Origin of the sequence: Curtobacterium sp. MCLR17_031, from assembly GCF_003234775.2 — a bacterium.
In the GTDB taxonomy this organism is placed as follows: Bacteria; Actinomycetota; Actinomycetes; order Actinomycetales; family Microbacteriaceae; genus Curtobacterium; species Curtobacterium flaccumfaciens.
The window spans coordinates 3,527,212-3,539,713 of sequence record NZ_CP126270.1 but is presented as its reverse complement, the minus strand read 5'-3'; the positions used below and the strand labels follow the sequence as shown (position 1 = coordinate 3,539,713).

17 protein-coding genes are annotated in these 12,502 nt (G+C 67.3%); all 17 read left to right on the top strand.

Going from position 1 to position 12,502, the window contains the following annotated elements:
* Positions 1–172 precede the first annotated feature (172 nt).
* The 17 genes from rpsL (at position 173) to rpsQ (ending at position 12,480) form a co-directional block, all read left to right on the top strand.
* Positions 173–541, top strand: a complete 369-nt coding sequence (gene rpsL, locus DEI96_RS16765; RefSeq protein WP_017885540.1) for a 30S ribosomal protein S12 — start codon at positions 173–175, stop codon at positions 539–541.
* A gap of 5 nt (positions 542–546) precedes the next feature.
* A complete protein-coding gene (gene rpsG / locus DEI96_RS16760; RefSeq protein WP_017885539.1) occupies positions 547–1,017 on the top strand; it encodes a 30S ribosomal protein S7 in 471 nt (156 codons plus the stop codon).
* An 87-nt stretch (positions 1,018–1,104) separates the two neighbouring features.
* Complete coding sequence (gene fusA / locus DEI96_RS16755) at positions 1,105–3,222, top strand: elongation factor G (RefSeq protein WP_027466735.1); 2,118 nt, start codon at positions 1,105–1,107, stop codon at positions 3,220–3,222.
* Between the two features lie 147 nt (positions 3,223–3,369).
* Positions 3,370–4,557, top strand: a complete 1,188-nt coding sequence (tuf, locus tag DEI96_RS16750; RefSeq protein ID WP_027466734.1) for an elongation factor Tu — start codon at positions 3,370–3,372, stop codon at positions 4,555–4,557.
* A gap of 173 nt (positions 4,558–4,730) precedes the next feature.
* Complete coding sequence (locus tag DEI96_RS16745) at positions 4,731–5,708, top strand: DNA topoisomerase IB (RefSeq protein WP_111023287.1); 978 nt, start codon at positions 4,731–4,733, stop codon at positions 5,706–5,708.
* 80 nt (positions 5,709–5,788) lie between these two features.
* A complete protein-coding gene (locus DEI96_RS16740) occupies positions 5,789–6,616 on the top strand; it encodes a DarT ssDNA thymidine ADP-ribosyltransferase family protein (protein ID WP_084741336.1) in 828 nt (275 codons plus the stop codon).
* 521 nt (positions 6,617–7,137) lie between these two features.
* Entirely contained in the window at positions 7,138–7,446 is a 309-nt protein-coding gene (gene rpsJ / locus DEI96_RS16735; RefSeq protein WP_017885534.1) for a 30S ribosomal protein S10, read from the top strand.
* Between the two features lie 12 nt (positions 7,447–7,458).
* On the top strand, positions 7,459–8,115 hold the full coding sequence (gene rplC, locus DEI96_RS16730) for a 50S ribosomal protein L3 (RefSeq protein WP_017885533.1): 657 nt from the start codon (positions 7,459–7,461) through the stop codon (positions 8,113–8,115).
* 2 nt (positions 8,116–8,117) lie between these two features.
* Entirely contained in the window at positions 8,118–8,777 is a 660-nt protein-coding gene (gene rplD / locus DEI96_RS16725; protein ID WP_027466730.1) for a 50S ribosomal protein L4, read from the top strand.
* Positions 8,774–9,073 carry a 50S ribosomal protein L23 gene (gene rplW, locus DEI96_RS16720; protein ID WP_027466729.1) on the top strand — a complete coding sequence of 100 codons (300 nt, stop codon included), beginning with the start codon at positions 8,774–8,776 and terminating at the stop codon, positions 9,071–9,073. Before rplD ends, rplW begins: the two co-directional genes overlap by 4 nt.
* Before the next feature lie 18 nt (positions 9,074–9,091).
* Positions 9,092–9,931, top strand: coding sequence for a 50S ribosomal protein L2 (gene rplB, locus DEI96_RS16715; RefSeq protein ID WP_027466728.1), 840 nt, complete (start codon positions 9,092–9,094; stop codon positions 9,929–9,931).
* Between the two features lie 11 nt (positions 9,932–9,942).
* Positions 9,943–10,224 carry a 30S ribosomal protein S19 gene (gene rpsS / locus DEI96_RS16710; protein WP_017885529.1) on the top strand — a complete coding sequence of 94 codons (282 nt, stop codon included), beginning with the start codon at positions 9,943–9,945 and terminating at the stop codon, positions 10,222–10,224.
* Between the two features lie 25 nt (positions 10,225–10,249).
* On the top strand, positions 10,250–10,642 hold the full coding sequence (gene rplV / locus DEI96_RS16705; protein WP_035809257.1) for a 50S ribosomal protein L22: 393 nt from the start codon (positions 10,250–10,252) through the stop codon (positions 10,640–10,642).
* Complete coding sequence (rpsC, locus tag DEI96_RS16700) at positions 10,642–11,454, top strand: 30S ribosomal protein S3 (RefSeq protein ID WP_017885527.1); 813 nt, start codon at positions 10,642–10,644, stop codon at positions 11,452–11,454. Before rplV ends, rpsC begins: the two co-directional genes overlap by 1 nt.
* 2 nt (positions 11,455–11,456) lie before the next feature.
* Positions 11,457–11,876: a 50S ribosomal protein L16 gene (gene rplP / locus DEI96_RS16695; RefSeq protein ID WP_017885526.1), complete on the top strand. Its 420-nt coding sequence runs from the start codon at positions 11,457–11,459 to the stop codon at positions 11,874–11,876.
* The gene (gene rpmC / locus DEI96_RS16690; RefSeq protein ID WP_017885525.1) at positions 11,876–12,196 is read left to right on the top strand and encodes a 50S ribosomal protein L29; all 321 of its coding nucleotides are present in this window, start codon (positions 11,876–11,878) and stop codon (positions 12,194–12,196) included. Before rplP ends, rpmC begins: the two co-directional genes overlap by 1 nt.
* Positions 12,196–12,480, top strand: coding sequence for a 30S ribosomal protein S17 (gene rpsQ, locus DEI96_RS16685; protein WP_017885524.1), 285 nt, complete (start codon positions 12,196–12,198; stop codon positions 12,478–12,480). The genes rpmC and rpsQ overlap by 1 nt, the downstream gene beginning before the upstream one ends.
* Positions 12,481–12,502: the final 22 nt, after the last annotated feature.

Sequence of the window (12,502 nt, the reverse complement as noted above, 5' to 3'; positions counted from 1 at the left end):
CTACCGGGTGTGCGCCCTCGGGCGCGCCCGAAAAGTCCGGCGAGCGGGATCGCCCAGCCGGACCACTCCGTCCCCCACTCGAACACCCGCCGTCCGGCGGTGCTCAGCGTGGGACGAGGAAGCCGGCGGAACGCGCCGGCCAGAGAGCACGAGCGAAGAACCAGGAGAACAGTTGCCTACTATTCAGCAGCTGGTTCGCAAGGGTCGTACGCCGAAGGTCACCAAGACCAAGGCGCCCGCCCTGAAGGCGAACCCCCAGCAGCGTGGTGTGTGCACCCGCGTCTACACCACCACCCCCAAGAAGCCGAACTCGGCACTGCGCAAGGTCGCTCGTGTCAAGCTCTCGAACGGCACCGAGGTCACGGCCTACATCCCCGGTGAGGGCCACAACCTCCAGGAGCACTCGATGGTGCTCGTCCGCGGCGGTCGTGTGAAGGACCTCCCGGGTGTGCGGTACAAGATCATCCGTGGCGCCCTGGACACCCAGGCAGTCAAGAACCGTAAGCAGGCTCGTAGCCGCTACGGCGCGAAGAAGGGTTGAGTTAGATGCCTCGTAAGGGTCCCGCCCCCAAGCGTCCCGTCGTCGCCGACCCGGTCTACGGTGCGCCGATCGTCAGCCAGCTCGTCAACAAGATCCTGCTCGACGGCAAGAAGGGCCTCGCCGAGCGCATCGTCTACGGTGCACTCGAGGGCGTTTCCGCCAAGAACCAGCAGGACGCCGTCGTGACGCTGAAGAAGGCGCTCGACAACGTCCGTCCGACCCTCGAGGTCCGTAGCCGCCGTGTCGGTGGCTCGACCTACCAGGTCCCGGTCGAGGTCAAGCCGCACCGCGCGAACACCCTCGCGCTCCGTTGGCTCACCTCGTACGCCAAGGCCCGTCGCGAGAAGACGATGACCGAGCGTCTCATGAACGAGATCCTCGACGCGTCGAACGGTCTCGGTGCCGCGGTCAAGCGCCGCGAGGACACGCACAAGATGGCCGAGTCGAACAAGGCCTTCGCCCACTACCGCTGGTAGTCCCGGCACCGTCCGGGCGCCGGTGGTCAAGAACCCCGGCGCCCGGACGGCCGCCAACCTCTCCTACAACTCTTCCGGAGGAACCCTGTGGCACAGGACGTGCTCACCGACCTGAACAAGGTCCGCAACATCGGCATCATGGCGCACATCGATGCCGGCAAGACCACGACGACCGAGCGCATCCTGTTCTACACGGGCATCACGCACAAGATCGGTGAGGTCCACGACGGCGCTGCCACGATGGACTGGATGGCGCAGGAGCAGGAGCGCGGCATCACGATCACGTCGGCCGCGACGACCTGCTTCTGGGACAACAACCAGATCAACATCATCGACACCCCCGGTCACGTGGACTTCACGGTCGAGGTGGAGCGCTCGCTCCGCGTCCTCGACGGTGCGGTCGCCGTCTTCGACGGCAAGGAGGGCGTCGAGCCCCAGTCCGAGACCGTCTGGCGTCAGGCCGACAAGTACGACGTCCCGCGCATCTGCTTCGTCAACAAGATGGACAAGCTGGGCGCCGACTTCTACTACACCGTCGACACCATCGTGAACCGCCTCGGCGCGGAGCCCCTCGTGCTCCAGCTGCCGATCGGTTCCGAGAGCTCGTTCGAAGGCGTCGTCGACCTCGTCCAGATGCGTGCACTCACCTGGCGCGGCGACGCCAAGGGTGACGTCGCGATGGGCGCGAAGTACGAGATCGAAGAGATCCCGGCCGACCTGCAGGACCGTGCCGCCGAGTACCGCGAGAAGCTCATCGAGCGCGTGGCCGAGGCGGACGACGTCCTCATGGAGCGCTACCTCGAGGGCGACACCGACTTCTCGGTCGCCGAGATCAAGGCAGCCATCCGTGCCCTCACCGTGAGCAGCACGCTCTACCCGGTCCTCTGCGGTTCCGCGTTCAAGAACCGCGGTGTCCAGCCGATGCTCGACGCCGTCATCGACTACCTCCCGTCCCCGCTCGACGTGCCGCCGATGATCGGCCACGACGTCAAGGACGAGGAGAAGGAGATCATCCGCAAGCCCGACGCGTCGGAGCCGTTCTCGGCCCTCGCGTTCAAGGTCGCGGTGCACCCGTTCTTCGGTCGACTGACCTACGTGCGCGTCTACTCCGGCTCGATCGAGTCCGGTGCCCAGGTCATCAACTCGACCAAGGGCAAGAAGGAGCGCATCGGCAAGATCTTCCAGATGCACTCCAACAAGGAGAACCCGGTCGCCAACGTGACCGCTGGCCACATCTACGCGGTCATCGGCCTCAAGGACACCACCACCGGTGACACCCTGTGCGACCCGACCAACCAGGTCGTCCTCGAGTCGATGACGTTCCCGGAGCCGGTCATCGAGGTCGCCATCGAGCCGAACACGAAGGCCGACCAGGAGAAGCTCTCCACGGCCATCCAGAAGCTCGCCGAAGAGGACCCGACGTTCCGCGTCGAGCTCAACGCCGAGACCGGTCAGACCACGATCAAGGGCATGGGCGAGCTCCACCTCGACATCCTCGTCGACCGCATGAAGCGCGAGTTCCACGTCGAGGCGAGCGTCGGCAAGCCCCAGGTGGCCTACCGCGAGACGCTCACCAAGATCGTCGAGCGCTACGACTACACCCACAAGAAGCAGACCGGTGGTTCCGGCCAGTTCGCGAAGGTGCAGATCGCGCTCGAGCCGATGGAGGTCACGAGCGAGAAGGTCTACGAGTTCGTCAACGCGACCTCCGGTGGCCGTGTCCCGCGCGAGTACATCCCGTCGGTCGACGCCGGTATCCAGGACGCCATGCAGGTCGGCATCCTCGCGGGCTACCCGACGGTCGGCGTGAAGGCCATCCTCAAGGACGGCGCGGCGCACGACGTCGACTCGTCCGAGATGGCGTTCAAGATCGCCGGCTCGATCGCCTACAAGGAAGCGGCTCGCAAGGCCGGTCCGGCGATCCTCGAGCCGATCATGGCCGTCGAGGTCCGTACTCCTGAGGAGTACATGGGCGACGTCATCGGTGACCTGAACTCCCGTCGTGGCCAGATCGCCTCGATGGAGGACGCCTCGGGCGTCAAGGTGGTCCGCGCGAGCGTGCCGCTGTCCGAGATGTTCGGCTACGTCGGCGACCTGCGGTCGAAGACCTCTGGTCGTGCGGTCTACTCGATGACCTTCGAGACCTACAGCCAGGTCCCGGCCAAGGTCGCCGAGGAGATCATCGCGAAGAACGCGGGGGAGTAGCGCTCAGCGCTTCTCCACAGGCGGGGGCGCCCGGCGACGGGCCCCTCGCCACCAAGTAAAGTACAGACACACACCGCGCACCAACGGTCCCGAGCCCATCCAGGGCCGGCCGGGGGTGACGCTTCCGAGTCCTGAGGAGGACCCACAGTGGCCAAGGCCAAGTTCGAGCGCACCAAGCCGCACGTCAACATCGGAACCATCGGTCACGTCGACCACGGCAAGACCACGCTCACGGCGGCGATCACCAAGGTTCTGCACGACCAGTACCCGGACCTCAACGAGGCCCGCGACTTCGCGCAGATCGACAACGCTCCCGAGGAGCGCCAGCGCGGCATCACGATCAACATCTCGCACGTCGAGTACCAGACCGAGAAGCGTCACTACGCGCACGTCGACGCCCCCGGTCACGCCGACTACGTGAAGAACATGATCACGGGTGCGGCACAGATGGACGGCGCGATCCTCGTGGTCGCCGCCACCGACGGCCCGATGCCCCAGACGCGTGAGCACGTCCTGCTCGCCCGCCAGGTCGGCGTCCCCTACATCGTCGTCGCACTGAACAAGTCCGACATGGTGGACGACGAGGAGATCCTGGAGCTCGTCGAGCTCGAGGTCCGCGAGCTCCTCGGCTCGCAGCAGTTCGACGAGGACGCCCCCGTCGTGCAGGTCTCGGCGCTCAAGGCGCTCGAGGGCGACGAGAAGTGGGTCAAGTCGGTCCAGGACCTCATGGCCCAGGTCGACGAGCACGTGCCGGACCCGGTGCGCGCCACCGACCAGCCGTTCCTGATGCCGATCGAGGACGTCTTCACGATCACCGGTCGTGGCACGGTCGTCACCGGTCGCGTCGAGCGTGGCACGCTCAACCTGAACGCCGAGGTCGAGATCGTCGGCATCCGTGCGACGCAGAAGACCACCGTCACGGGCATCGAGATGTTCCGCAAGCTGCTCGACCAGGCGGTCGCCGGTGACAACACCGGTCTGCTCATCCGTGGCCTCAAGCGCGAGGACGTGGAGCGCGGCCAGGTCGTCGTGAAGCCGGGTTCGGTCACGCCGCACACCGAGTTCCAGGCGAACGCGTACATCCTGACCAAGGACGAGGGTGGGCGTCACAACCCGTTCTACGCGAACTACCGCCCGCAGTTCTACTTCCGCACCACGGACGTCACCGGCGTCATCACGCTGCCCGAGGGCACCGAGATGGTCATGCCCGGTGACACCGTCGCCATGACGGTCGAGCTGATCCAGCCGATCGCCATGGAAGAGGGCCTCCGTTTCGCCATCCGTGAGGGTGGTCGTACGGTCGGCGCCGGTACGGTCGAGAAGATCATCAAGTAACTCCGGTTCCTTGCGACAGCGGGGTCGGGCCTTCGGGCCCGGCCCCGCTTCGTCGTACGCGGCCACTGGCGGGCCGTACAGGGCACCGGACAGGAGGCCCGGGGCGGCGCCCGCCACGGGCCTCCTGTCCGCCCCGTGACCCGTCACAGGCGTCACGGAGTTGGCTCGACCGCGTGACCCGCCTCCGCAGATCCGCGACCTCCGGTCGCGGCTACCACCGCGTCCGTTCCGGACGCGGTTTCTCGTTCCGCGACCCCGACGGCAACACCGTGACCGATCCGGACGAGCGCCGTCGACTCGAGGAGTTCGTGATCCCGCCGGCGTGGGACGACGTCTGGATCTCCCCGTACGCGAACGGCCACATCCTGGCCACGGGCACGGACGGTGCGGGGCGCCGCCAGTACATGTACCACCCGTCCTGGCGTGAACGGATGGACCGGATCAAGTACGACCGTGCGCTGGCACTGGCGGAGTCCCTGCCGGTCGCCCGCCGTGGCGTCACGCAGGACCTCCGTCGCCCCGAGCCGGACCGCCGCCGTGCGCTGGCCGCAGCGTTCCGCATGCTCGACCAGGGGTCTCTCCGAGTCGGGTCCGAGCGGTACGCCACCGAGCACGGCAGTCGGGGGCTGTCGACGCTGCTCTGCGCGCACGCCCACGTGTCGGGCGACGACATCGAACTCGACTTCCCCGGCAAGAGCGGGCAGGAGTGGTCGTCGTCGATCCACGACCACGACCTGGCGCGGGTCATCGCCGGCATGAAGCGTCGCGGCCCCAACGCGCGGTTGCTCTCGTTCCGCGAGCGTCGCGGTGCGGAGTGGGAGCCGCTCTCCGCCGAGGACATCAACGCCTACGTGAAGGAACGCGCGGGCGACGAGTTCACCGCGAAGGACTTCCGGACACTGCACGGCACGGTCGCGGCCGCGGTCGACCTGGCGAAGACCGGACCGCAGTCGTCCCAGGCCAAGCGGAAGAAGGCCGTCTCGCACGCGGTGAAGGCCGCCAGCGACGAGCTCGGCAACACCCCGACGGTGTGCCGGCAGAGCTACATCGACCCCCGGTTGCTCGACGCGTACGACCACGGCGAGACCATCGATCCGAACCGCCTGGCGTCCGCCGAGGCCGAGGTCCGGGCACTGCTCTACCGACAATGACCCGGGGGCCGTCCGGATGACGTAGCGTTGGTCGACGTGCCGGACCACCCCCACACGGCACGGAAGGACCCACAACAGTCGTGACCGACGAGTGCATCCACGGATTCCCCACCGAGCTCTGCGACATCTGCGCACCCCGGCAGCGCGAGGCGTCGGAGATCCCAGCCACCCCGGCACCCCGCCGGACCCGCATCACCACCAACCTGCGCGTCGACCCGCCGGCCTCCGGGCCCGGGACGTCGCTCCGGTCGCCGACGTCGCTCCGTTCGTCGTCCGCCGACCTGCCCGAAGCACGTGAGTTCGCAGCGCTCCGCGCCCACCACGTCACCCACATCGACAACCTCGACGGCATCGTCGGTGCCGGCGCCATCCTGGCGTCCGACCAGGCCGAGCCGGTCGTGGACGTCAGTTCCGCCGACACCCGCGCCGCCCGTGCCGAGGCCGAGGCGCCCGACGGCTCCTCGATCGCCGGCCACGTGCCGTTCACGCTGTCGCCCGACGCCACCCGCTGGGACGAGCTCCGCACGGGCGCCGAAGGCGAGCGCTGGTCGGACGCCGCCCGCCGCACCCGCGCCATCGACTACGTCGTGCTCGTCGTGCCGGTCTCCGCGTTCGGAGCATCGGTGATCGTCGCCGACCAGGACGCCGACGCCGACGACGTCCGGTTCGCCGTCGGTCCCGACGCCGGCACGAACCTGATCCGTCGCACCGACTTCACGGACCCGGAGATGCACGGCCTCGAGCTGCTCGCCGGACCGAGCGTGCCGTTCACGTCGGTCGCCGTCATCGGCGTGCCGAACGACAAGGCCCGGCAGACCGTCCGCGCCGTGCTCGCCGACCACGGTGGACACGCTCCTCGAGTGGCCGTGTTCCCACCGTGGTTCGTGCCCCCGGTGACCGCCGAGTGACGGTCTCCTGACCCGTGTCGACGCACCCTCCGGACCCCGTCCGGAGGGTGCTCCGCGTTGCGGGGCCGAGCCGGGCCTCCAGGCCGTCCGATCCGCGTGGATCCGGGCAAGCGAGCCGGCGGGACACGCCCGGCATTTCGCGACACGCCCGGGTTGCACGCGGGCCGGGGCTATGCGAGACTTGTCCGGTTCCGAATTCCCCGTGGGTGTACGCCCACAGGATCACTGCTCTGGCAGTGCACAACCCCCTTGTTCAGCAGGGCTGGGTTGGGCCGCAGGCAGCAGAACACGACTCCCCGAAGGGTGACGGACGCGGTGTACCACTGCTGCGCCCGGAGCACGAGGCAGTCGATTGCCCACGCTGGACGGCCACGGTCGCCCGCGAGGTTGACAGGTGAACAGCGGTCATCCCCAGTGGATGCGGCCGGTTGGTTCAGGAAAACAGCACGGTCCGCAGGAATGCGGAACCGAGCGGCGTCAGGCGGCCAGAGGGTGCGCGGCGCAGAGAGGACAAGAGACACATGGCGGGACAGAAGATCCGCATCCGGCTCAAGTCGTATGACCACGAGGTCATCGACACGTCGGCCCGGAAGATCGTCGACACGGTGACCCGTGCCGGTGCAACCGTGGTCGGCCCGGTGCCGCTCCCCACCGAGAAGAACGTGATCGCAGTGATCCGTTCCCCTCACAAGTACAAGGACTCGCGCGAGCACTTCGAGAAGCGCACGCACAAGCGGGTCATCGACATCGTCGACCCGACGCCGAAGGCCGTGGACTCGCTCATGCGACTCGACCTGCCGGCCGACGTCAACATCGAGATCAAGCTGTAAGGGGGCTGACCAATGGCGAACTCAACCAAGACCGTCAAGGGCCTCCTCGGCAAGAAGCTCGGGATGACCCAGGTGTGGGACGAGAACAACAAGTTCATCCCCGTCACCGTGATCGAGGTCGGCCCGAACGTGGTCACCCAGATCCGCAACGCTGAGCGCGACGGCTACGAGGCGATCCAGATCGCCGCCGGTGCCATCGACCCGCGCAAGGTCAACAAGCCGGCCGCTGGCCACTTCGAGGCCGCTGGCGTGACCCCGCGTCGCACCCTCACCGAGATCCGTACCAACGACTCCGCTGAGTACACGCTCGGCCAGGAGCTCACCGTGGACAGCACGTTCACGGCGGGCCAGAAGGTCGACGTCGTCGGTACCTCCAAGGGCAAGGGCTTCGCCGGTGTCATGAAGCGCCACGGCTTCCACGGCGTCGGCGCCTCGCACGGTGCGCACCGCAACCACCGCAAGCCCGGCTCGATCGGTGCTTCCTCGACCCCGTCGCGCGTCTTCAAGGGCATGCGCATGGCTGGTCGTATGGGTGGCGACCGCGTGACCGTCCTCAACCTCACGGTGCACGCCGTCGACGCCGAGAAGGGTCTGCTGCTCGTCAAGGGCGCCGTCCCCGGTGCTCGTGGCCGCTCCGTCTTCGTCCGCACCGCCGTGAAGGGTAAGTGATCATGGCCACCACGACCGCAACCACGATCGACGTCCTCGACGCATCGGGTGCCAAGTCCGGCACCGTCGAGCTCCCCGCAGCTCTCTTCGACGTCGAGACCAACGTCCCGCTGATCCACCAGGTCGTCACCGCGCAGCTCGCAGCCGCGCGTCAGGGCACCCACAAGACCAAGAACCGTGGCGAAGTCCGCGGTGCCGGTCGCAAGCCGTTCAAGCAGAAGGGCACCGGCCGCGCCCGTCAGGGTTCCGTCCGTGCTCCGGAGCACACCGGCGGTGGCGTCGTCCACGGACCGACCCCGCGCGACTACTCGCAGCGCACCCCGAAGAAGATGATCGCCGCTGCTCTGCTCGGCTCGCTCTCGGACCGCGCCCGCGGTGGCCGCATCTCCGCCGTGGAGGGCTTCGTCGCGGCTGAACTGCCGTCGACCAAGACCGCCCGCACGCTCCTCGAGAAGGTCGCGCCCGTCAAGAACGTGCTCGTCGTGCTCGAGACGGACGACGAGCTGACGCTCAAGTCGATCCGCAACCTGTCGAACGTCCACGCGCTCTCGTACGGCCAGCTCAACGCCTACGACGTGCTGCGTTCGGACGCCGTCGTCTTCAGCAAGAGCGCCCTCGACGCCTTCATCGCGTCGAAGACCGCGAAGGAGATCACCGCATGAGCGGCTTCAACAAGGACCCGCGCGACGTCATCATCTCGCCGGTCGTCTCGGAGAAGAGCTACGCGCTCATCGACCAGGGCAAGTACACGTTCATCGTGGACCCCCGCTCGAACAAGACCGAGATCAAGCTCGCCATCGAGAAGATCTTCGACGTCAAGGTCGCGAGCATCAACACGCTGAACCGCCCGGGCAAGACCCGTCGCACCAAGTTCGGTCTCGGCAAGCGCAAGGACACCAAGCGCGCCATCGTGACGCTCAAGTCCGGTTCGATCGACATCTTCACGGCTGTCGGCTGAGGACCAGAGGGATAAATCATGGCTATTCGTAACTACAAGCCGACGACCCCCGGTCGTCGCGGCTCGTCGGTCGCCGACTTCGCTGAGATCACCCGTTCGACTCCGGAGAAGTCACTGCTTCGTCCGCTGCCGAAGACCGGTGGTCGCAACAGCTCCGGCCGTATCACCACGCGTCACATCGGTGGTGGCCACAAGCGCCAGTACCGCGTGATCGACTTCCGTCGCTCCGACAAGGACGGCGTCGACGCCAAGGTCGCTCACATCGAGTACGACCCCAACCGCACTGCGCGCATCGCGCTCCTGCACTACGTGGACGGCACGAAGCGGTACATCATCGCGCCGAACAAGCTCAAGCAGGGCGACGTCATCGAGCAGGGCCCCGGCGCCGACATCAAGCCCGGCAACAACCTGCCGCTGCGCAACATCCCCGTGGGTACCGTCGTGCACGCCATCGAGCTCCGCCCCGGTGGCGGCGCCAAGATGGCCCGCTCCGCCGGCGCCTCGGTGCGTCTCGTCGCCAAGGACGGCCCCTACGCGCAGCTCCGTCTGCCGTCGGGCGAGGTCCGCAACGTCGACGCACGCTGCCGCGCCACGATCGGCGAGGTCGGCAACGCCGAGCAGTCGAACATCAACTGGGGCAAGGCCGGCCGCATGCGCTGGAAGGGCGTCCGCCCGACCGTTCGTGGTGTCGCGATGAACCCGGTCGACCACCCGCACGGTGGTGGTGAGGGCAAGACGTCCGGTGGTCGTCACCCGGTCAGCCCCTGGGGTCAGTCCGAGGGCCGTACGCGCAAGCCGAACAAGCCGAGCGACAAGCTCATCGTCCGTCGCCGTAACGCCGGCAAGAAGCGCAAGTAGGAGTTCAGAAGATGCCACGCAGTCTGAAGAAGGGCCCCTTCGTCGACGAGCACCTGCTCCGCAAGGTCGTCACGCAGAACGAGGCCAACACCAAGAACGTGATCCGTACGTGGTCGCGTCGGTCGATGATCGTCCCGAACATGCTCGGGCACACGATCGCCGTCCACGACGGCCGCAAGCACATCCCGGTGTTCGTCACCGAGTCGATGGTCGGTCACAAGCTCGGCGAGTTCGCGCCGACCCGCACCTTCCGTGGTCACGTGAAGGACGACAAGAAGGGCCGTCGCCGCTGAGGCGGCGACGCAGAGGAGGAACGAAATGGTGGAGTCGATCGCACGCGTGCGACACATCCGCGTCACGCCTCAGAAGGCCCGTCGCGTCATCGAGCTGATCCGCGGCAAGCAGGCCCACGAGGCCCTCGCCATCCTGAAGTTCGCCCCCCAGGGCGCTTCGGAGCCCGTGTACAAGCTGGTCGCCTCGGCGATCGCGAACGCACGGGTCAAGGCGGACTCGACGAACAGCTTCCTCGACGAGCGCGACCTCTACGTGAGCCGCGTCTTCGTCGACGAGGGCACGACCCTGAAGCGGTTCCAGCCGCGCGCCCAGGGCCGCGCCTTCCGCATCAACAAGCGCACCAGCCACATCACGGTCGTCCTCGCGACGCCCGACGAGGCCGAGGTTGCCGCGACGAGCAAGAAGGCGAGCAAGTAATGGGCCAGAAGGTCAACCCGTACGGCTTCCGTCTCGGGATCACGACGGACCACGTCTCGCACTGGTTCACCGACAGCAAGAAGGCCGGTCAGCGCTACGCCGACTACGTGGCCGAGGACATCAAGGTGCGCGAGTACCTGAAGAAGACCCTCGACCGCGCCGGCGTTGCACGCATCGAGCTCGAGCGCACCCGTGACCGTGTCCGCGTGGACATCCACACGGCTCGTCCGGGCATCGTCATCGGCCGCCGCGGCGCCGAGGCGGAGCGCGTTCGCGGTGAGCTCGAGAAGCTCACCAAGAAGCAGATCCAGCTGAACATCCTCGAGGTCAAGAACCCCGAGACCGAGGCCCAGCTCGTCGCGCAGGGCATCGCCGAGCAGCTCTCCGCTCGTGTCGCGTTCCGTCGCGCCATGCGCAAGGGCCTGCAGGGTGCACAGCGCGCCGGCGCCAAGGGTGTCCGCATCCAGGTGTCGGGTCGTCTCGGCGGCGCCGAGATGTCGCGTTCGGAGTTCTACCGCGAAGGCCGTGTGCCGCTGCACACCCTCCGCGCGAACATCGACTACGGCTTCTACGAGGCCCGGACCACGTTCGGCCGCATCGGCGTGAAGGTCTGGATCTACAAGGGCGACATCACGAACAAGGAGCTCGCTCGCGAGCAGGCGAACCAGCGTTCGTCGCGCCCGGAGCGTCGTGGCGGCCCGCGCGGTGAGCGTGGCGACCGTGGCGGCGACCGTCGTGGCGGCGACCGCGGTGACCGTCGTCCGCAGCAGGCCCCGCAGGACGCGCCGGCCGGCGCAGGAGTTGAGGCGTAACCATGCTTATTCCCCGTCGAGTCAAGCACCGCAAGCAGCACCACCCGAAGCGTTCGGGTCAGGCCACCGGTGGTACCAAGGTCAGCTTCGGCGACTACGGCATCCAGGCCCTCACCCCGGCGTACGTGACCAACCGTCAGATCGAGTCCGCTCGTATCGCCATGACGCGTCACATCAAGCGTGGTGGCAAGGTCTGGATCAACATCTACCCGGACCGTCCGCTGACCAAGAAGCCCGCCGAGACCCGCATGGGTTCCGGTAAGGGTTCGCCCGAGTGGTGGGTCGCGAACGTGAAGCCGGGCCGGGTGCTCTTCGAGCTCTCCGGCGTCAGCGAGGAGATCGCCCGCGAGGCGTTGACTCGTGCAATCCACAAGCTGCCCCTCAAGGCACGCATCATCAAGCGCGAGGAGGGCGACGCATAATGGCGATCGGTTCCAAGGAGCTCCGTCCGACGGAGCTCGACACGTTCGAGAACGAGCGTCTCGCTGACGAGCTGAAGAAGGCCAAGGAGGAACTCTTCAACCTCCGCTTCCAGTCGGCCACCGGCCAGCTGGAGAGCCACGGTCGTCTCCGTGCCGTCAAGCGCGACATCGCCCGCATCTACACCGTCCTCCGCGAGCGCGAGCTCGGCATCCGTGCCACTCCCGCGCCCGTCGAGACCGCCCCCAAGGCCAAGAAGACGACGAAGAAGGCTGACAAGCCGGCCGAGTCGACCGAGGCCGAGACCGCCGAGGAGAAGTAATGGCGAACGAAGAGAAGAACTCCGCCGCCCTCACTCGCGGCTACCGCAAGACGCGTCGCGGCTACGTGACGAGCGACAAGATGGACAAGACCATCGTGGTCGAGGTCGAGGACCGCGTGAAGCACGCGCTCTACGGCAAGATCATCCGTCGCACGTCCAAGGTGAAGGCCCACGACGAGCTCGGCACCGCTGGTGTCGGCGACCTCGTCGTGATCAGCGAGACCCGTCCCCTCAGCGCCTCCAAGCGCTGGCGCCTGGTCGAGATCCTCGAGAAGGCCAAGTAGGCCTCGGCCTGCTTCGGAATAG

Bases quoted from the DNA above. Each gene is read 5' to 3' on its own strand.
- rpmC (WP_017885525.1), top strand. From the start codon at position 11,876: ATGGCGATCGGTTCCAAGGAGCTCCGTCCGACGGAGCTCGACACGTTC.
- rpsC (WP_017885527.1), top strand. From the start codon at position 10,642: ATGGGCCAGAAGGTCAACCCGTACGGCTTCCGTCTCGGGATCACGACG.
- rpsG (WP_017885539.1), top strand. From the start codon at position 547: ATGCCTCGTAAGGGTCCCGCCCCCAAGCGTCCCGTCGTCGCCGACCCG.
- rplB (WP_027466728.1), top strand. From the start codon at position 9,092: ATGGCTATTCGTAACTACAAGCCGACGACCCCCGGTCGTCGCGGCTCG.
- rpsS (WP_017885529.1), top strand. From the start codon at position 9,943: ATGCCACGCAGTCTGAAGAAGGGCCCCTTCGTCGACGAGCACCTGCTC.
- rplV (WP_035809257.1), top strand. From the start codon at position 10,250: ATGGTGGAGTCGATCGCACGCGTGCGACACATCCGCGTCACGCCTCAG.
- rplC (WP_017885533.1), top strand. From the start codon at position 7,459: ATGGCGAACTCAACCAAGACCGTCAAGGGCCTCCTCGGCAAGAAGCTC.
- rpsJ (WP_017885534.1), top strand. From the start codon at position 7,138: ATGGCGGGACAGAAGATCCGCATCCGGCTCAAGTCGTATGACCACGAG.
- rpsQ (WP_017885524.1), top strand. From the start codon at position 12,196: ATGGCGAACGAAGAGAAGAACTCCGCCGCCCTCACTCGCGGCTACCGC.
- rplW (WP_027466729.1), top strand. From the start codon at position 8,774: ATGAGCGGCTTCAACAAGGACCCGCGCGACGTCATCATCTCGCCGGTC.
- rplP (WP_017885526.1), top strand. From the start codon at position 11,457: ATGCTTATTCCCCGTCGAGTCAAGCACCGCAAGCAGCACCACCCGAAG.
- rplD (WP_027466730.1), top strand. From the start codon at position 8,118: ATGGCCACCACGACCGCAACCACGATCGACGTCCTCGACGCATCGGGT.